The sequence below is a fragment of the Kocuria atrinae C3-8 genome, assembly GCF_000286355.1.
Classification (GTDB): domain Bacteria; phylum Actinomycetota; class Actinomycetes; order Actinomycetales; family Micrococcaceae; genus Kocuria; species Kocuria atrinae_A.
In genome coordinates this window covers 1-18407 of record NZ_AJXN01000110.1, presented here as the reverse complement: position 1 = coordinate 18407, position 18407 = coordinate 1, and the positions used below count along the sequence as shown (strand labels likewise).

Sequence of the window (18407 nt, the reverse complement as noted above, 5' to 3'; positions counted from 1 at the left end):
GACCGTCAGTACAGCGCATGCGTCACGCGAACGTGGAACACCACGTTTCGGGTCCAAGGACGTTGTAGTTCACAAGGAACCGCCCCACACCACGAGTGGTTGGGGCGGTTCCTTGTGCGCTTTTAATCCCGCTCCGGGAATGACTCAGTTGGCGTACTTGCCCGTCATGAGCACGCCGCCGCCGTCCACGCCCTTGGCGCCCTGGACCCAGTCGAGTCCGGCGTCCTTGGCGGACGGCTCCACGGGGCCCACCTGGCCCATGATCCAGGAGTTCACACCGCGCTTGTTGAGGTGCTCCACCGCAGCGTCCGCGACTGAGGGATCGACGATTGCCACCATGCCCACGCCCAGGTTGAGCGTGCGTTCCAGATCGGCCTGGGGAACGTTGCCCAGCTGGCCGACCAACTGGAAGATCGCGGGCAACTCCCACGTGGAGCGATCCACGGTGGCCTGCAATCCGGCGGGTAGTACGCGGGCCAGGTTCGCGGCCAAACCGCCGCCGGTCACGTGTGAGAAACCGCGCACGCCGTGGCCAGTCTGCCCGTCTTCACCGTTGACGGGGAAGGTCCGTGCCAGATCCAAGACGTCCGCGGCGTAAACCCGCGTGGGTTCGAGCAGTTCTTCACCCAGGGTGCGGCCGAGTTCGGACACCTGACGTTCCAACTGCCAACCGGCCACGTTGATCACGCGGCGCACCAGGGAGTAACCGTTGGAGTGAATGCCGGAGGAGGCCATGCCGATGATCACGTCGCCGGACTTCACGCGGTCCGGGCCGAGCAGCTCGTCGGCCTCGATCACGCCGGTGGCAGCTCCGGCGACGTCGTACTCGTCCGGAGCGAGCAGGCCCGGGTGCTCGGCGGTCTCGCCACCGACCAAGGAGGTTTCGGCGGCGTCGCACGCTGCGGCAATGCCACGCACGATGTCCGCGATGCGTTCCGGTACCACCTTGCCGGTCGCGATGTAGTCGGTCATGAACAGCGGCTTGGCGCCCACCACCACGATGTCGTCCACGACCATGCCGACCAGGTCCCAGCCGATGGTGTCGTGGATGTCCAGGCTCTGAGCGATGGCAACCTTGGTGCCTACACCGTCCGTGGAGGTCGCCAGGTAGGGCTTGCGGTACTTGGTGAGCTCCGAGACGTCGTAGAGTCCGGCGAACCCGCCCACGCCACCGACCACGTTGGTCGAGTGCGTTGCCTTGACCGCGGACTTCATGAGTTCCACGGCGCGATCGCCGGCTTCAACGTCCACTCCGGCGCTCGCGTAGGTCACGGACTGGGCGCTGGCGCCGTCTTGGATGTTGCTCATGCGCTGTTCTCCTGGGTGGCAGGGGTTTGGGGTTCGGTCTCGATGGTCGTGGTGTCCTTGGAGGACGGCACCGTGCTGCCCGGTGCCTCAAGCACAGCCTTGCCGAGCTTGTCGGCTTCGGGCAAGGGGGTGGGGTAGGTACCCGAGAAGCACGCGGTGCACAAGATCTCCCGCGGCTGCTTGGTTGCTTCCACCATGCCCTCCTGGGAGATGTACCCCAGGGAATCGGCACCCAGTGAGGCGCGGATGTCTTCTACGGCCAGACCATTGGCAATCAATTCCGCACGAGAGGCGAAATCGATGCCGTAGAAGCACGGCCACTTGATGGGCGGGGACGAGATTCGGATATGGATCTCGGCAGCACCGGCCTCACGGAGCATGCGCACCAGGCGCGCTGGGTGTTGCCGCGCACGATCGAATCGTCCACCACAATGAGCTTCTTGCCGGCGACGATTGAACGCAGCGGATTGAGCTTGAGCCGGATGCCCAGCTGACGAATGGTGTCCGAGGGCTGGATAAAGGTGCGTCCCACGTAGGAGTTCTTGACCAGTCCGTGCCCGAACGGAATACCGGAAGCTTCCGCGTAACCAATGGCCGCCGGGGTGCCAGATTCGGGGGTGGGCATGACCAGATCGGCCTCGACCGCGTGCTCGCGAGCCAACTGGCGGCCCATCTCCACGCGGGATTCATACACCGAGCGGCCGTTGATGGTGGTGTCCGGGCGGGCCAGGTACACGTACTCGAACACGCAACCGGCGCGCTTGGGCTCGGCGAACTGACGGGTGCGCAGGCCGTTCTCGTCCACGGCAATGAACTCGCCGGGCTCGATTTCGCGAACCAGCGAGGCACCGACGATGTCCAGGGCGGCGGTTTCGGATGCGACCACCCAGCCGCGCTCCAAGCGACCCAGCACGAGTGGGCGGATGCCCTGGGGGTCGCGAGCGGCGTACAGTGTGGTTTCGTCCATGAAGGACAGGCAGAAGGAGCCGGTGAGCTTGGGCAGCAGATGCATGGCGGCGTCCTCGAGTGACTCGTGAGGATGCTCGGCCAGCAATGCCGTGATCAGCGCGGTGTCCGTGGTGTTGCCCTGGGCCATCTCACCGCGGGACGGGAAACCGGATTTGTCGATGAGCTGGTCGTAGAGCTCAGCAGAGTTGGTCAGGTTGCCGTTGTGCGCCAGCGCTACGGTCCCGTGCGGGGTGGCGCCCAGGGTGGGCTGTGCGTTGGCCCAGTGGGAACCACCGGTGGTGGAGTAGCGGCAGTGACCCACGGCCACGTGCCCTTGGAGGGTGTTCAGGACGGTCTCGTCGAAGACCTGGGACACCAAGCCCATGTCTTTGTAAACCGAAATGCGCTCGCCACTGGACGTGGCAATGCCCGCGGACTCCTGTCCGCGGTGCTGCAGCGCGTACAGACCGTAGTATGCGAGTTTGGCTACGTCCTCGCCGGGGGCCCACACACCGAAAACGCCGCACGCGTCCTGGGGGCCTTTTTCGCCGGGGAAGATGTCATGAGTGAGTTTTCCATCGGATCGAACCACAAGAGCAGTGTCTCATGATCCGGGGCGGTCACCACTGTCGTGTACGTCATCAACCTGTGCGGTGACATCGCGGCTGCGCTTGAGCGAAATCTTGTCGATGATCAAGGAGATCACCGAGCCCAGACCGGCGCCGATCACCAGTCCGATGACCAGGAAGAATCCCATGATGGAACCGCGGGTGTAGGACTGCGACTCGGGACCCAGTAGACCGAACAGAACGCCTGCCACGGCACCCAGAATCGCACCGGTGATGAGGAATGCGAGCAGATTGGGCGCACGGCGGATGGTCATCCGTTCCTCACGCGAAGGCTCGTGGGAAGCGGGCTCGGGGGTGTTGTTGGGCACGGAACTCATGGGTTCCAGGCTATCGCGGGATACCGCGCCCCACGTACACGGGAGTCGGTGCGGGCCGGGGGGGGTTTGCTGACAACCGGTTCAGTCGAACAGCGGTAACCAGTCGGAGAGGTCGGTCCTGGTTCCCGACGCCGCCACGGCCCCGTTCGCCACGGCACTCGCCCATTCGAGTTGTCCGGTCGCAAGACGGAGCCAGGTGGCTGCATCTGTCTCCACCACATTCGGGGGAGTCCCGCGCGTGTGACGAGGCCCGGCCACGCACTGGGTCACGCCGAAGGGCGGTACACGCACCTCCACGGAATTTCCCTCCGCACGGGTGGCCAGTTCCTCCAGGCAGTACCGCACGGCCAAGGCCGTGGTCTTGCGCGGGGTGGATTCGGGATCCTGGCGCCACTGGGCCAGTGCCAGAGTTCCGTCCGCGGGATTGATCTTGCGACGCACGCTCACGGTGCGGTTCCTCCAGAATTCGTTGCGATTTGGTCGGAGCGGATCAATGGGGGACCACTGATCAGTCGAGCAGGTCCAGAACGGGACGCGCGAGCTTGATGGCGCCCACGGGTTTGCCGGCCCCGGTAATGGGGCGCAGGACCTTGTCGAGGACGCGGGCGGCGTCGTCGGAAGAAATCGCGCCCACCTGGGCCAGGAGCGTGAGGCCCACCAGCGCGTTGGCGCGGGAGGAACCGTCGAGCATCTTGATGGCCACGGACCAACCGCCGCGCGTGCCCAGACCCAGGACGCCTTCTGCGCCGAGCTTGGTGATCACATCCAACTCCTCCATGATTACGGTGTTGGAGCGGCCGGGGCCCTGAACGTATTCGGGGTAGTCGAGCATGGAGGTCGCGACCGTGGCCGCGCGGGCGTCCGCCTGGATATTGCGAGCGGCGCGCCCCAACGTGGAATACATGCGCGCCAGTCCGGTGAGGGTGAGTGCGGTGAGCGGCGCACCGCAGCCGTCGATGCCCACGTGCTGCACCTTTTCACCGGAGAAGTCCTCGATGGTCTCGACCACGAGCTTCTGCAACGGGTGCTGTGGATCCAAGTAGGTGTCCAGGGGCCATTCGTTGACCACGCAAGCCCACAAGAAGGCCGCGTGCTTGCCCGAGCAGTTCATGCACATGCGGTTCTTGCCGCGCTCGGTGCGAATCAGCCACGCACGGGTGTCCTCGTCCTGCGGCCAGTCCTGCGGGCACTGCAGGGAGTCTGGGGTCAGGCCTGCGGCCTTGAGGATGGAGCTCACGGCGTCCAGGTGATCGAACGTGCCGGTGTGAGAGGCGGCGGCGATGGCCACCTGATCCCCGCGCAGCGGCGCGCCGGCCTTCATGGACGCGATGGCCTGGAACGGCTTGAGGGTGGAGCGGGGGAAGATCAGTTCGTCCGGGGCGCCCAGGGACAAGGCCACGGAGCCATCGGGTGCCAACACCACGGCGGAGCCGCGATGCCGGGATTCCACGAATCCGCTGCGCTCCACTTCGGCGAGATCGACGGCCTGTTCAGAACTGAATGTGTGCATACAGCCCAGTATGTCAGCGCGATCATGCGAAACGTTGGAGTAGGTGGACCCGGTGCCGATACGCTGAGCACGTGAAGGTTTTGGTAGTGGGCCCAGGCGGCCGAGAACACGCGATCATCAAGTCTCTGCTGGCAGATCCCAAGGTCAGCGAAGTCCACGCTGCGCCCGGTAACGCCGGGATCGCCCAGGACGTCCCGGTGCACGCCGTGAACGCTCAGGACCCTGAAGCGGTTACCGAGCTGGCTCGCCAGCTGCACGCGGACCTCGTGGTCGTGGGCCCGGAAGCGCCGCTGGTGGCGGGCGTGGGCGATGCCCTGCGTGAAGCCGGGTTCCCGGTGTTCGGCCCCTCCAAGGACGCTGCGCACATCGAGGGCTCCAAGCGTTCGCCAAGGAGATCATGGCCGCAGCCAACGTGCCCACCGCTCGCGCCGTGGCCACCTCGGACATGGCGGAGGTGCGTGAGGCGCTCGCCGAGTTCGGCGCGCCGCACGTGGTCAAGGACGACGGCCTGGCCGCGGGCAAGGGCGTGGTGGTCACCAACGAGCGTGACCGTGCGGAAGCCCACGCCCGCGAGTGCATCGAGGCCGGCGGCTCCGTGGTGATCGAAGAGTTCCTGGAGGGCCCCGAGGTCTCGCTGTTCGTGATCACCGACGGTGAGCGCGTGGTGCCGTTGATCCCCGCGCAGGACTTCAAGCGCGTGCGCGACAACGACCAGGGCCCCAATACCGGTGGCATGGGCGCATATACGCCTCTCGAGTGGTTGCCCGAGGGCTTCACGGAGCAGGTCATCGAGCGTGTGGCTCGGCCCGTGGTCGACGAATTACGACGCCGCGGCACACCCTTCGTGGGCGTGCTCTACTGCGGTCTTGCGGTCACCCAACGGGGCGTGCAGGTCATCGAATTCAACGCTCGCTTCGGCGACCCGGAGACCCAGTCCGTTCTGGCGATGCTCGAGTCACCGCTCGGTGAGCTCATGCTCGACGCCGCCAGGGGTCGCCTGTCCGAGGACCGCACCCTGCAGTGGAAGTCCGGCGCCTCCGTGACGGTGGTGCTCGCGGCCCAGAACTACCCCGGTGCCCCGCGCAAGGGCGATGTCATCAGTGGCCTGGACCAAGTGGAATCCGTGGACGAGACCCACGTGATCCACGCCGGCACCGCAAAGAATGACGCGGGGGACATCGTTTCCGCCGGTGGCCGCGTGCTGGCCGTGGTGTCCCACGGAACAGATCTCCATGAAGCACGCGAGCGCGGATATCGGGGAATGGAACTGATCTCCCTCCCCGGCGCGCACTACCGCAGTGACATCGCGCTCGCTGCCGCCGAGGGGCGCATCACCCTCCCGACCACAGCTGAGGAGCAAGCATGAGTGAGCACCCCGCACCGCCCGAGATCCCCGGGTGGAAGCACGCGTATTCGGGAAAGGTCCGCGAACTCTACATTCCGGACGAATCCCGATTGCGGGCCACCGGCGTGGCCATCAACGACAACGCCGAATACCGCGCCGGTTCTGTGCTGGTGCTCGCGAGCGATCGGATTTCCGCGTTCGACCAGGTGCTGCCCACCGAGATCCCGGATAAAGGCATCATCCTGAACCAGTTGTCCCTGTGGTGGTTCGAACAACTCACGGGGATCCCCAACCACATCCTCACGACCGACGTGCACGAGTCCGTGCGTGGCCGCGCGGTGATCTGCAAAAACCTGTCCATGTTCCCGGTCGAGAACATCGTGCGCGGTTATCTGACCGGCTCGGGCCTCAAGGACTACAAGGCGTCTGGCTCCGTCTGCGGGGTGGAACTGCCGGAAGGCTTGGAAGACGGTGATCGGCTGGAAAGCCCCATCTTCACGCCCACGGGCAAAGCGGAACTGGGCGAACACGACGAACCCATCACCTTCCAGGAGATGGCCGCGGTGGTCGGCAACGCCGTGGCCGACCGGCTGCGTGAGCTTTCGCTGAACATCTACCTCGAGGCCGAGGAGATCGCCCGTGAACGCGGGATCATCGTGGCCGACACCAAGATGGAGTTCGGACTGGATTCCTACCGCGGTGCCATCACCCTGGGCGACGAGGTTCTGACCCCGGACTCGTCCCGCTTCTGGGACGCGGAGACCTACAAACCGGGACAGGCGCAGCCCTCGTTCGACAAGCAGTACGTGCGCGACTGGTTGCGCTCCGAAGAGTCCGGTTGGGACGGCAACGGACCGGTCCCGGAACTTCCGGAAGACGTGGTCGAGAAGACCCGTGCACGCTACGTGGAAGCCTACGAACGTCTCACCGGACGCGCCTTCGATCCCAAGGGACCGTTCTACGAGGTCGCCGGCCCCACGGAGTACTGAGTTTCACCCGGCAATCCCGCGAAGGACTGAGTCACCCGCCCACGGATGTGCGGAGTTATGGGAGCTCAATCCGCAGGGCTCGGGAAAACTTCCGGGGGGTCGTCCCAGCGCGCCGTTCGCATGGCGACCTGCACCAGGTGAGCGTCGGTCTCCTTGAGGGGTGTCCCCTCGGCCAGATAGTGCTCACGGGCGGCGATCTGCAGGTGATCCGGCAGAGAGCCGTCCGCGCGCACGATTCGCCACCAGGCGACGTCGTCCCCGGCCAGGCCACGGGACATGATGCGGGCGGCGAGCCTGGGGGAACTCAGTCCCGCAAGTTCCGCTACATCACCGTAGGACAGCACCGCTCCGGGGGGAACGGCGAGCACCACGCCGCGGACCGCCCGTGCGGCGGCTTCTCCCGTGAGAGGTGCCGACGGCTCAGGCATCGGTGAACGGTATCCGCACATCCAGGACCCAGCGGCCGTCTTGGGCGCCGTAAGTGACCTCGCCGTTGAGCAGCGCCACACGCTCCTGGATGCCGTGCAGGCCGTAACCGGACGTCATCGGGTATTCCCCGTAGCTGGGTCGGTAAGAGTGCTGTAGCTCGTTCTCGGTGCGGATCATGACCGAATTGGAATCCGTGGTGAGGGACAACAAGCACTCCGAACCGGCCGGGGCGTACTTGATGATGTTGGTGGAGGCCTCCTGGAGGATGCGCGCCGCAGTGCCTCGAACGGAGGTGGGTAGCTTGTCGAAGCCATCCACGGTCTTCACGGTGACGGAGAAACCGGATGTCGTAAGGCTTGCGCTGAGAGAGTCGAGAAGGTTCTCGAGGGAGCCGGTGGTCAACCCTGACGAGCTGTCATTGCGACTCGCGGCGCCCGGGGATTCACGCAAGATGTGAAGCAACGTACGGAGTTCTTGGAGGCCGGAGCGGGCAGCGTTCTCCATGGTGGAAATGGTCTCGTGCAGCACCGCAGGATCGTTCTGGCGGTGGGCTCCCGCAGCCTGCATGGTAACCAAGGTGAGTTCGTGGGCCACCACGTCGTGCAGGTCTCGCGCGAGCTCCAATCGTTCTTGTTCACGCAACTGCTGATGCGCGGCCTCGATACTCCTCAGCCGAGCCTTGTTCTCCCGGTGCTGAATCACGAAGAATCGCAGTGCCACCCCGATCACCACGCCGATGACAAGGGGTGTTCCCATGAGCCACAAGGCGTCCGTGGTGCTCTCCACCACCACGGCCGTAATGGTCCACGTCGCGAGGACCACGCTGTAGAGGAGAGTCAACGTGCGCGGCAGCATGCTCACAGTCGCAATGGTGATGATCACCGCGCAAATGAGTGTGAATGCGTAACTGTGGGTGAACAGCGCGAGGACGAGTGGGACCAGGAGGAGCGCGCTCGCAATACCTGGCCGCCAAGCCACCAGGGCCAACGAACCGTAGCTCAGAATCATTTGAACGGCTACGAGGACCGTGGTCGTAGCGGCGTGATCCTCGGGCTCCAGCGCCCGAAGATCGTCGAAGAGCGCGATGGCAGCAAAGAGCACCAGCGTGACACGAAGCCAGACCGGGAGTGGACTGGTGCGGTTGAAACCCTCCCGCACTGAGGTGGATCCGGCCGGAGCGGCGATTACCACCCGCCGCAGAGCTGGGGGAAGTAGCGGCACACTACGGCGCTGGGTCCCTTCTCTGCAGGACCCTGCTGAGCGCTCAAGGCAGGACCGCCCACCGTGAACACGATGGAGCACGTGATCAGTGTTGCAGCGAGGGCTCGCTTGAAACTCGATAAAGAGTCGGTTTGGTCAGTATGGATGCGGGAAATGGCATGAGGAGAGTTCATGCGATCAGTTTATGATCAGACTATGAGTTTGTGCACCCTAATTCTGGTAGATGACCATCCACTCATGCGCGACGCGCTACGGAATTTATTTGATGCCGAACCCGGTTTCGAAGTTTTGGGTGAAGCGTCCGAAGGAGCCGAGGCCGTTCAGAGGTGCCTGGAGCTGGACCCTGATGTGGTGCTCATGGACATCAGAATGCCCGGAATGGACGGGATCGAGGCCACCGCTCAGATCGTTCAGCAAGCTCCGCGCTCCAAAGTTCTGGCACTCACGACCTTTTCTACTTTGGAGTATGTCGTGCCCGCCCTGCGAGCGGGTGCCTCCGGATATCTCGTCAAAGACGCACGCCACGAAGAAATTGTTTCTGCGGTGCTCCAGGTGCGTGAAGATGAAATGACACTGTCACAGTCCGTGGCGAATTCGCTGGCAAATAATGTGCTGGGTGATGTGCCGGTTCCTTCGGTGCGCAGAAGTCGTAGCGAGGTGTCCAGCGCACCGGCTGAGGAGTCACCCGTGCCGACCAGTCAGCAATCCTTCGTCCCGGATCTGACCACCCGTGAGTTGGAAACACTGCGCTGGATCGCCAAAGGCTCAACAACAACGAGATCGCCGAACAGATGAAGGTCTCCCACGGCAGCGTCAAGGCGTACGTCTCTCAACTGTGCGACAAGCTGGGCGCTCGGGACCGTGTCCAGGTGCTGATCGCAGGCATTCAGAGCGGTCTGGTGCAGCCCGAATTGACCGAAGATCTGACCCAGTGAACTCACTCACAGGCTTTTAACAGGTTAGGGGCCACAACTCTGGCCATTTGGCCATGTTCCCCCGGCGGTGCAGTGCGGCAAAGTAATACATGAACACGACGAAGGAAGTGTTCACCGGCTCAGGACCTTGAGTGGATGCGGTGAGTGTACGGCGCCGCGGCACGAAAGCTTGGGTCACGCTGAACTCGCGGCGGGGGTCTTGTATGGCCCTCCCCGGTTAGAGCTCCGGAAGACTTGGATCACCTTGCGTGACGCTCCGAGACTCCCGTCGCGTCAGCACCATGAGAAGTGAAAGTGCGGCCCCTCTCGACCAGGAGGGGCCGCACTTTTTTCCGTTGTCCACGGTGGCCTAGAACCCCGCGGTTACTTCTCCGTGCGGGGTACCAGACTGTAGAACCAGTTGATGTGATCGCGCAGCATGCGGGTCGCCTGCTTGCCGTCGCGAGCGGTTACTGCGGCAAGGATCTCGCGGTGCTGAGTCTGCAACCTGGTACGGATGCTCGGCCAGTCTTCGAGGGTGGCCACCGTTTCCTGGACGTAGCCGATGGTGGCCTCGCGCAACGACACCATGATGGTCTCCAGCACCACGTTGCCGGCCAAAGACGTCAGGAGCAGGTGGAACTGAGCGTCCAACGTATGGAATTCCTCGTTGGAAATCTCGGGATCGTCCATCCGGTCGAGTAGCTCTCGCGCTTGGTTCAGGATGTCGTCACGATTCGAGAGGTCGGCATTCTCTCCCGACGCCGCATCCCACGCCGCCTGCGTCTCCAGCATCAAGCGCGTGGTCACCACGTCCTTGACCGGCAGCGCCCTGGTCGCGATGTGCATGCGCAGCGCCCACCCCAGGGCGGCCGAGGGCTCGGAGACCACGGTGGCTCCCGCTTGCGGGCCGGAACCCGTGGCTGAGCGAACCAGCCCCATGGCATCGAGGATCCGAATGGCCTCCCGCACCGAGGCGCGGGAAATGCTGAAGTGCTCGGCGAGCGCCCGTTCGGCCGGCAGTTTGTCACCCACGCGGATCTTCCCGTGGCGCAGCTGCTCCTCGAGCCAGTTCAACACCACCGTGTAGGCGGGGGTGGCAACCATGCGGTCCTCCTGCGGTCGTTGAAAGAAAACCGCCCGCCACCCGTGATGCACGAGTAGCGGGCGGTTTATGCATCGCCAAGTCTATGCGGCGGGAAGCATCCAAGCGAGCACGTTGGACTGCAAGAACACCAGGCGCACAGCACGATCAGCATGCCGATGGACCACGGGATCACCGAACGGAAGATCTTGGACTCCTGACCCTGCATGCTCACGGCGGTCGCGGCAATGGCGAGTGACTGCGGCGAGATCATCTTGCCCACCACGCCACCGGAGGTGTTGGCGGCGGTCATCAGGTAGGGATCCAGCCCGGATTCCAGGGCCGCGGTCTTCTGCAGGTTGGCGAACAGCGCGTTGGCGGAGGTGTCCGAACCGGTCACGGCGGTACCCACCCAACCGAGCACGGGGGAGAAGAACGCGAACGCCGCACCCAGGCCGGCCACGAACGTGCCGATGGAGATGGTCTGGCCGGAGAAGTTCATCACGTAGGCCAGGGCCAGCACCGAGGCAATGGTCAAAGCGGAGAAGCGCATCTTCCACGCGCTGCGACCGATTTCCGCAATCGCGTTGCCCACGGTGAGCTTGAAACGGCCGTGGTGGTTGAACACCGAGTAGATGATGGCGACCAACAGGCCGGAGATCAACAGCAGCGTGCCGGGGCTGGAGAGCCACTGGAAGTTGTAGACGGAACCGGAAATCGGTTCACCCGCGGCGTTCAGCAGGTGCCCGTGCAGGCCCGGCCAGGGAATCTTGATGTCGGTGGCGGCCAACGCCTGGGGAATGTTGATGCCCCAGGTCCACAGCTTGGCGATACCGAAGACCACGACCACCAGGATGTAGGGCAGCACGGCCATCCATGCGCGCACAGGGGTCAGGCCCTCTACACTCTGGGGGCGATCAATGCCCAGATCTGCACGGACCTCCTCAGTGCCCTTGGGCTTCCAGAAACGCATCAGGATCACGGCGGCGGCCAAGCCGGCCAGCGAGGCCACGACGTCCGTGAGTTCGTACGAGAAGTGCGTGGCGCACCACCACTGGGCAATTGCGAACGTGCCGCCCACGGCCAGCGCGGCGGGCCAGGCCTGCTTGAGGCCCCGAACGCCGTCGACAATCATGAGCAGGAAGAACGGGACCACGAACGCGAAGAACGGTGCCTGGTGACCGACCACGGCACCGATGTGTGCCGGATCCAGGCCGGTGAGCACGCCGGCGGTGGTGATCGGGATGGCGATCGCGCCGAAGGCCACGGGCGCGGTGTTGGCGATCAGCACCACGGTTGCGGTCTTCAGCGGCTTGAGACCCAGCGCCAGGATCATGGTTGCGGTAATCGCCACCGGTGCGCCGAAGCCGGCAAGGGCTTCCAATAGACCGCCGAAGCAGAACGCGATCAGCATGGCCTGGATGCGCAGGTCTCCGCCGCCGATGGTGTCGAAGATGGTGCGCAGGTCCTCGAAGCGCCCGGACAGCACCGTGACCTGGTAGAACCACAGCGCCATGACCACGATCCACACGATGGGGAACAGGCCGTAGACGGCACCCTGCGTAGCGCTCAGCGCGGCCAGCTGCGCAGGCATGTTGAAGCCGAAGATCGCCACGAGCAGCGCGGCGCCCAGTGCGGTGAGGCCGGCAACGTGGGCGCTGGTCTTGAAGGCCAGCAGCATCACGAAGAACGTGAGCAGGGGGATGCAGCCCACCAGGCTGAAAGTCCGACACTGCCACCCACGGCGTCGGTCATGGCGGTAAATGTGGTCACGCTGTCTCCTGTGCGCTCCGGTGGGTCCGTTCGTATGGTCGGACCACAATGGTCAGACCACGAAGCATACATGATGCTCGTCACACTGAACAGTCACTTTCCAAGCCTCTTCTTGTGATCCACAGGGAAAGCTTGCTTGTGTGATCGTGTTCACTCACCTAGCATGGTCAGACCACAGGAGCCAGAGGTATCGGAGATCAACGTTGTGAGAATCGCACTGTTCGCCACGTGCATCGTGGACGCTATGTATCCCAAGGTGGCGCTGGCCACCGTGCGCGTTCTGGAGCGGCTCGGCCACCAAGTGGTGTTCCCGCAGGGGCAAGGTTGCTGCTCCCAGATGCACGTCAACAGCGGCTACTTCGACGACGCGATGCCGGTCATCCGCAATCACGTCAAAGCCTTCACCGAGGTCGAGTACGACGTAGCCGTGGCGCCTTCCGGTTCGTGCGTCGCCTCGCTGGGGCACCAACAGCCGATGGTTGCCCGCAAGTGCGGTGACGACCTGCTGGCCGAGCAGGCCGCAGACGTTGCCGCCAACACCTATGAGCTGTCCGAACTGTTGATCGACGTGCTGGGTGTGACTGACGCCGCTGAGCAGCTCGGTTCGTGGTTCCCGGAGACGGTGACCTACCACCCCTCGTGCCACGGCATGCGCCTGCTGGACCTGGGGGACCGGCAGAAGGACCTGGTGAAGTCCGTGGGTGGCATCGACTACCGCGAGCTACCGGATGCCGAGGAATGTTGCGGATTCGGTGGCACCTTCTCCTTCAAGAACCCGGATGTCTCCGGTGCCATGGCCGAGGCCAAGCTGCGCAATGTCGAGGCCACGGGTGCCTCGTTGTGCACCGGCGGGGACGCTTCGTGCCTGATGCACTTGGGCGGTGCCGCGTCCAAGCGCAAAGCGACCGTGCGTACCGTGCACTTCGTGGAGATTCTGGCCTCCACCAAGGAGAACCCCCTCGTGGTGGAGGGGCCCGTTGAACTGTCCATTCCCGCGCGAGGTGCGCGAGCGGCGTCGAACGCTGGAGGAAACCGATGAGCATCACCAATCTGGGCATGCCCGCGGTGCGGCCCGTGCACGGCAGGGCAATCTGCACGCGAAGGTGGCGTTCCCTAAGGCCGCCAAGGAAGAACTCAAGAACGATCAGATGCGGGCCAACATCCGGCACGCGACGCACACCATCCGCGGCAAGCGCGCCAATGTGGTGGGCGAGGTCCCGGACTGGCAGCAGCTGCGCGATGCCGGTTCGGCCATCAAGGAACGCGTGATGGCGAACCTGCCCGAACTGCTCGAGGCGTTCGAGCAGAACGTGATCGCGCGCGGCGGAGTGGTCCATTGGGCGCGTGACGCGGACGAGGCCAACCGGATCGTGACCGAGCTGGTGCAGGCGACCGGCACCTCGGACGTCATCAAGGTCAAGTCGATGGCCACGCAGGAAATCGGCCTGGATGCGCACCTCGAGGAACATGGCATCACTGCGACCGAAACCGACCTCGCGGAGTTGATCGTGCAGCTGGGCCACGACAAGCCCTCGCACATCCTGGTTCCCGCGATCCACAAGAACCGCGAGGAGATCCGCGAGATCTTCCGCCGCGAAATGCCCGAAACCACGGACGAGCTCACGAGCGAACCGCGCGTGCTGGCCGAGGCCGCGCGTCAGCACCTGCGAGAGAAATTCCTGACCACCCGCGTGGCGATCAGTGGCGCGAACTTTGGTATCGCCGATACCGGCACGCTGTCCGTGGTCGAGTCCGAGGGCAACGGTCGCATGTGCCTCACGCTCCCGGACACCCTGATCACGGTCATGGGAATCGAGAAGCTGCTGCCTTCGTACGAGGACCTCGAGGTCTTCTTCCAGCTGCTCCCGCGGTCCTCCACGGGCGAGCGGATGAACCCCTACACTTCGCTGTGGACGGGTGTCACCCCGGGCGACGGGCCGCAGAACTTCCACGTGGTGCTGCTCGACAACGGCCGCTCCGCGGTGTTGTCCGATCCGGACGGCCGTTCGGCGCTGCACTGCATCCGCTGCTCAGCATGCCTCAACGTGTGCCCGGTCTACGAGCACGCCGGCGGTCACGCGTACGGCTCCACATACCCCGGGCCCATTGGCGCAATCCTGTCGCCGCAGCTCACGAGCATCACCTCCGAGGAGAACGCCTCCCTGCCGTATGCGTCCTCGCTGTGCGGCGCTTGTTACCAGGTGTGCCCGGTCAAGATCAATATTCCGGACATCCTGGTGCACCTGCGCGACGAGGACATTCGCACCCAGCACGGCGAACGCACCCAGGACGACGCCGCTCCGGCTCCCGTTTCGCACGATCCCGCCGTGAACGCCGCGGACAACTGGCGTGCCGAGAAGGCGCTCACGGGTGATGCGGATTCCGAGCGGACCGATCCGGGCACGCGTATTCGCGGGGCTGCCGTGCGTGACGCCGCGAGTGATGTTGCGGCGTCCGTGCGCTCCGCCGGGCGGAAAATCTCCAAGTCCGCGCCGGCTAAGAAGGTCCCGACTCAGATGGACGCCATGATGAAGGGCGCTTCCTTCGTGATGTCCTCGGGTAAGCGCATGTCTCTGGCTGAAAAGGGTCTGCCGCTGGGCCGTGTGGTGGCCGGACGCGATCACGCCATCGGCTGGCTGCCCGGCATGGTCGGCGGTTGGACGCAGCAGCGAGACATCCCCGAACCGCCCAAGCAGTCCTTCCGCAACTGGTGGAAGAAGCACGAGGGTGAGACCGAGCAGCGACTGCGGGAGGACGGCGTCGTCGCTTCCTCCGCAGTCGAAGATGCCCGAACCAGCCCGCGACCGAACCGGATCAGTCCACCATCGGCACCAACGACCAGGACGGAGCGCAGCGATGAGCGCGGACGCCAAAACCGAAATCCTGGCCCGCATCCGCGGAGCCCTGGCCGATGAGCCCGCCGTTCCGGAGACTCCGCGGGACTATCGGAAGACGTCGGAGCTGTCCCGCGACGAGATCGTGGAGATGCTCGAAGATCGACTGATCGACTACAAGGCCAATGTGTTCCGTGAGTCGGCGGAAACCGTGGCCGAGCGGATCGCGACGCAGCTCGGCGCGTCGGCACGTTACGTGATCCCCGCCGGCTTCGATACCGCATTCCTGCCCGAAGACACCGCTGCCCGCCGAGCGATCGTTGATCCCAACGATGATCGGAAGGCTTCTGCCTGGGCGTGCGCGAGCTCAACCAGGTGGATGCGGTGGTGACGTCTTCGACTGTGTCGTGTGCGCAGACGGGGACCATTTTCCTGTCCGGTCGCGAGGACGAGGGGCGCCGCGCGATCACGCTGGTCCCGGATCACCACATCTGCATTGTCCCGTTGGACTCGATCGTGGAACTGATCCCGGAGGCCATGGCCCGCGTGGAGCCCACCGCTCCGACCACCATGATTTCCGGGCCGTCAGCGACCTCGGACATCGAGCTGGAACGAGTGGAGGGCGTCCACGGACCACGCACCCTGGATGTGATCCTGCTGGGCTGATTGGGTCGGCTGGAGCACCGACCGGGTCACCAGGAGGTGTCGCCTCGGGTCAGGGCGTCGTAACCGGAATCCACGAACAACACCTGGCCGGTGACCTTGCCCGCTGCGGTGGACGTCAGGAAGCAAATGGCCGACGCAATGTCCTCGGCACGGGCGGGGCCGTTCAGCGGAGAGGGCATGCCCTGTTCCATCTGCTGGCGGCCCTCTTCGGTCGCGAAAAGCTGCTCGGTCATGGGAGTGATGACCACACCGGGAGCCACGGCGTTGAGTGAGATTCCTGCGCCGGCAAACCGTTCGGTGGTGGCGTTGCGGCGCACCCAGCGAGCCACGGCCTGCTTGGAGGACGAGTAGTTGAGGTAACCGGCCATTCCACCGGCGGCCACCAACTGCTCACCAATGGCGGCGGCGGTTGCCCGGTCGCCATTGAGCATCGCCTCGAGGAGTTCATCGTTGGCGGGGTGCAGTGATGCGGCGCTCGCAGTGATGCACACGCGAGGGGCGTCGGAGTTGTTCAGAAGGGGAAGCAGCCCTTCGACCGTGCCCACCGCACCGAAGTAGTTGATGGCCACGTCCAAGGGAGCCTGCAAAGATGTTCCCGCGTTGGCGACCACTCCGTCCACCACGGAGGTCAGCTGGGAGACCTCTTCGACCATCCCGGCGAGGCCCTCTTCGGTGGAGAGGTCCGCGACCACCTCCGTGTTCTTGAGGTCAACGCCGATGACCCGGTGACCTTGGTCGATGAGTTGAGCGGCGGCGGCCTGACCGATGCCGGATCCAGCTCCGGTGACCACGTAGACGCGAGGGGCAGCAACTTCAGTGTTGGGCACGATCTCTCCTCAGTAATACGGCCGGCCCGGGTGGCGCAGCCGTCACTTTAATGGTGACACGCGTATCTGAAAGCAGGGGCTCGAGGCACCCCGTGTGGGGGAAACGCGGCCCTGCACTCTCAGGGGATGAGAGTGCAGATTCCGTACCGGAAATTGGCATGTGAATCACATGAGACTTCAAAGCACTTCAGTAGCGCGGCAGCGACGGGTCCACTTGATCGACCCACGCGAGAACACCGCCGTCCAGATGTTTAACCGTGTCCTCCCGCAGTGCGTAGTCCCCGCGCAGCGCACCGAGCGCCTGAGCGGAGCGGACTCCGGCCTTGCAGTGCAGCACCACGTTGCCCTCCACCGAATCCGGCAGCGCAGCCACGCCGCGGACGAGGATCTCCTGCAACGGAACCGGTACGGATCCCGGGATGGAGACCAGATCCCGTTCCCAGTCATCGCGCACGTCGATCAGCGTGAAGGACGTTTCACCCAATGAGCGAGAGGTCAGTAACCCGGCCAACTCGGAAGCGGTGAGGGTTTCGTGGGAGGCGGGAGCGGCGTCGTCGGCGGTGGGGAGGCCGCAGGCCACGGCGACCTGTGAGAGATCTGTGATCGGTGGGCGGTCGGGGTCCGGCAGGACGGACAGCTCGCGCCAGGTCTGGGCGAGGGCGTCGTGGATGAGCACGCGACCCACCAGCGGGCGGCCGATGCCGTGATGAGTTTGAGCGCTCGGTGACCATGACCGAGCCGATGGTGGCCGGGAGCATGCCGAGCACGCCGCCCTCCGCGCAGGAAGGAACTTGGCCCGGCGCCGGTGCCTCCGAGAAGAGGTCCCGATACACCGGACCGTGCCCGGACCAGAACACGGAAACCTGGCCGTCGAAGCGCAGGATCGACCCCCACACGACCGGAATCCCCACGAGCTCGGCGGCGTCGGACACGAGATAGCGCGTACCGAAATTGTCCGCGCCGTCCATGATCAAGTCGTACCCGGAGAAGATGTCCAGGGCGTTGTCGGTGGTCAGGCGCTCGCCGTGCGTGGTGACGGTGACCAGGGGGTTGAGGCGGGCCACGGCGTCGGCGGCGGAATCCACTTTGGGGCGGCCGATGTCTGCCATCCCGTGCACCACTTGGCGCTGCAGATTGGACACGGAGACCACGTCGTCATCGATCACTCCGATGGTTCCGACGCCCGCGGCCGCCAGATACTGTAGGGCCGGAGCGCCCAACCCGCCGGCTCCGATGACCAGCACGCGCGCGTTCTTGAGGCGCCGCTGGCCCTCGACTCCGAGTTGCGGGAGCGTGAGGTGGCGTGAGTAGCGCTCGAGTTCTTCGTGGCTGAGCGCCGGCGCGGGCTCGACGAGGGGCGGGAACGGGGGCGTTGCGGTCATGAAAGGTGCGACTCCGACTGAGATGGGGCGGGCGAAGATGACGGTGCCAACGGATCCGCCCGCGAGGGCGCCTGCCCGGACGACGGTGCGGGCCAATCGCCGCGAGGAACGTCGGCTTTTCCGGCTTCCGATCCGGCGGGCGCACCTCAGTGCCGATTCGCCCCGCCATCGGCGAGGACGCCACGCGTGCGTGCGGCGGGGCGATTCGGCCCGCGCCGCGTGCCAACCGAC

Annotated in this window: 13 protein-coding genes and 5 pseudogenes; 7 read left to right on the top strand and 11 right to left on the bottom strand. The window is 64.8% G+C overall.

What is annotated here, in order from left to right:
• Positions 1-144: 144 nt before the first annotated feature.
• From purM to YO9_RS0111845, 5 genes and pseudogenes are all read right to left on the bottom strand, one after another.
• The gene (purM, locus tag YO9_RS0111865) at positions 145-1308 is read right to left on the bottom strand and encodes a phosphoribosylformylglycinamidine cyclo-ligase (protein WP_016997680.1); all 1164 of its coding nucleotides are present in this window, start codon (positions 1306-1308) and stop codon (positions 145-147) included.
• Positions 1305-2848 (bottom strand): annotated as a pseudogene (purF, locus tag YO9_RS0111860) (amidophosphoribosyltransferase). The gene purM and the pseudogene purF overlap by 4 nt, the downstream one beginning before the upstream one ends.
• Positions 2849-2860: 12 nt before the next feature.
• On the bottom strand, positions 2861-3202 hold the full coding sequence (locus tag YO9_RS0111855; RefSeq protein ID WP_016997676.1) for a SecY/SEC61-alpha family protein: 342 nt from the start codon (positions 3200-3202) through the stop codon (positions 2861-2863).
• Positions 3203-3283: 81 nt separating this feature from the next.
• Positions 3284-3649 carry a sterol carrier family protein gene (locus YO9_RS0111850; RefSeq protein WP_016997674.1) on the bottom strand — a complete coding sequence of 122 codons (366 nt, stop codon included), beginning with the start codon at positions 3647-3649 and terminating at the stop codon, positions 3284-3286.
• A 61-nt stretch (positions 3650-3710) separates the two neighbouring features.
• Positions 3711-4712 (bottom strand): asparaginase, encoded by a 1002-nt coding sequence (locus YO9_RS0111845; protein WP_016997673.1) that lies wholly within the window; start codon positions 4710-4712, stop codon positions 3711-3713.
• Between the two features lie 71 nt (positions 4713-4783).
• Between YO9_RS0111845 and purD the strand changes: the two are divergent.
• Both purD and YO9_RS0111835 read left to right on the top strand, forming a co-directional pair.
• Positions 4784-6078, top strand: a pseudogene (purD, locus tag YO9_RS0111840) (phosphoribosylamine--glycine ligase).
• The gene (locus YO9_RS0111835) at positions 6075-7046 is read left to right on the top strand and encodes a phosphoribosylaminoimidazolesuccinocarboxamide synthase (protein WP_016997670.1); all 972 of its coding nucleotides are present in this window, start codon (positions 6075-6077) and stop codon (positions 7044-7046) included. Before purD ends, YO9_RS0111835 begins: the two are co-directional and overlap by 4 nt.
• A 65-nt stretch (positions 7047-7111) precedes the next feature.
• Here YO9_RS0111835 and YO9_RS0111830 read toward each other — a convergent pair whose 3' ends face one another.
• Positions 7112-7474 (bottom strand): MGMT family protein, encoded by a 363-nt coding sequence (locus YO9_RS0111830; protein ID WP_016997669.1) that lies wholly within the window; start codon positions 7472-7474, stop codon positions 7112-7114.
• Positions 7467-8633, bottom strand: a complete 1167-nt coding sequence (locus tag YO9_RS0111825) for a sensor histidine kinase (protein ID WP_016997667.1) — start codon at positions 8631-8633, stop codon at positions 7467-7469. The genes YO9_RS0111830 and YO9_RS0111825 overlap by 8 nt, the downstream gene beginning before the upstream one ends.
• Before the next feature lie 234 nt (positions 8634-8867).
• Here YO9_RS0111825 and YO9_RS0111820 point away from each other — a divergent pair, with 234 nt between their 5' ends.
• Positions 8868-9491, top strand: coding sequence for a response regulator (locus tag YO9_RS0111820; RefSeq protein WP_223286484.1), 624 nt, complete (start codon positions 8868-8870; stop codon positions 9489-9491).
• A complete protein-coding gene (locus YO9_RS18385; protein WP_016997663.1) occupies positions 9488-9631 on the top strand; it encodes a helix-turn-helix domain-containing protein in 144 nt (47 codons plus the stop codon). The genes YO9_RS0111820 and YO9_RS18385 overlap by 4 nt, the downstream gene beginning before the upstream one ends.
• 363 nt (positions 9632-9994) lie before the next feature.
• Here YO9_RS18385 and YO9_RS0111815 read toward each other — a convergent pair whose 3' ends face one another.
• Together YO9_RS0111815 and YO9_RS0111810 are read right to left on the bottom strand one after the other, a co-directional pair.
• Positions 9995-10717, bottom strand: a complete 723-nt coding sequence (locus YO9_RS0111815; RefSeq protein ID WP_016997659.1) for a FadR/GntR family transcriptional regulator — start codon at positions 10715-10717, stop codon at positions 9995-9997.
• Positions 10718-10798: 81 nt separating this feature from the next.
• Positions 10799-12467: pseudogene (locus YO9_RS0111810) on the bottom strand (L-lactate permease).
• A gap of 205 nt (positions 12468-12672) precedes the next feature.
• Between YO9_RS0111810 and YO9_RS0111805 the strand changes: the two are divergent.
• The 3 genes and pseudogenes from YO9_RS0111805 (at position 12673) to YO9_RS0111795 (ending at position 15967) form a co-directional block, all read left to right on the top strand.
• A complete protein-coding gene (locus YO9_RS0111805; RefSeq protein ID WP_016997656.1) occupies positions 12673-13506 on the top strand; it encodes a (Fe-S)-binding protein in 834 nt (277 codons plus the stop codon).
• Positions 13445-15382 (top strand): lactate utilization protein B, encoded by a 1938-nt coding sequence (locus tag YO9_RS0111800; RefSeq protein ID WP_223286483.1) that lies wholly within the window; start codon positions 13445-13447, stop codon positions 15380-15382. The genes YO9_RS0111805 and YO9_RS0111800 overlap by 62 nt, the downstream gene beginning before the upstream one ends.
• Positions 15324-15967: pseudogene (locus YO9_RS0111795) on the top strand (LutC/YkgG family protein). The gene YO9_RS0111800 and the pseudogene YO9_RS0111795 overlap by 59 nt, the downstream one beginning before the upstream one ends.
• 26 nt (positions 15968-15993) lie before the next feature.
• On the opposite strand, the gene YO9_RS0111790 reads toward YO9_RS0111795, so the two are convergent.
• The gene (locus tag YO9_RS0111790; RefSeq protein ID WP_016997653.1) at positions 15994-16794 is read right to left on the bottom strand and encodes an SDR family oxidoreductase; all 801 of its coding nucleotides are present in this window, start codon (positions 16792-16794) and stop codon (positions 15994-15996) included.
• Positions 16795-16981: 187 nt separating this feature from the next.
• A pseudogene (gene moeB / locus YO9_RS0111785) lies at positions 16982-18176 on the bottom strand (molybdopterin-synthase adenylyltransferase MoeB).
• Positions 18177-18407: the final 231 nt, after the last annotated feature.

Coding starts and splice junctions, on each gene's coding strand:
- purM (WP_016997680.1), bottom strand. CDS start 1,308: ATGAGCAACATCCAAGACGGCGCCAGCGCCCAGTCCGTGACCTACGCG.
- YO9_RS0111855 (WP_016997676.1), bottom strand. CDS start 3,202: ATGAGTTCCGTGCCCAACAACACCCCCGAGCCCGCTTCCCACGAGCCT.
- YO9_RS0111845 (WP_016997673.1), bottom strand. CDS start 4,712: ATGCACACATTCAGTTCTGAACAGGCCGTCGATCTCGCCGAAGTGGAG.
- YO9_RS0111835 (WP_016997670.1), top strand. CDS start 6,075: ATGAGTGAGCACCCCGCACCGCCCGAGATCCCCGGGTGGAAGCACGCG.
- YO9_RS0111830 (WP_016997669.1), bottom strand. CDS start 7,474: ATGCCTGAGCCGTCGGCACCTCTCACGGGAGAAGCCGCCGCACGGGCG.
- YO9_RS0111820 (WP_223286484.1), top strand. CDS start 8,868: ATGCGATCAGTTTATGATCAGACTATGAGTTTGTGCACCCTAATTCTG.
- YO9_RS18385 (WP_016997663.1), top strand. CDS start 9,488: ATGAAGGTCTCCCACGGCAGCGTCAAGGCGTACGTCTCTCAACTGTGC.
- YO9_RS0111815 (WP_016997659.1), bottom strand. CDS start 10,717: ATGGTTGCCACCCCCGCCTACACGGTGGTGTTGAACTGGCTCGAGGAG.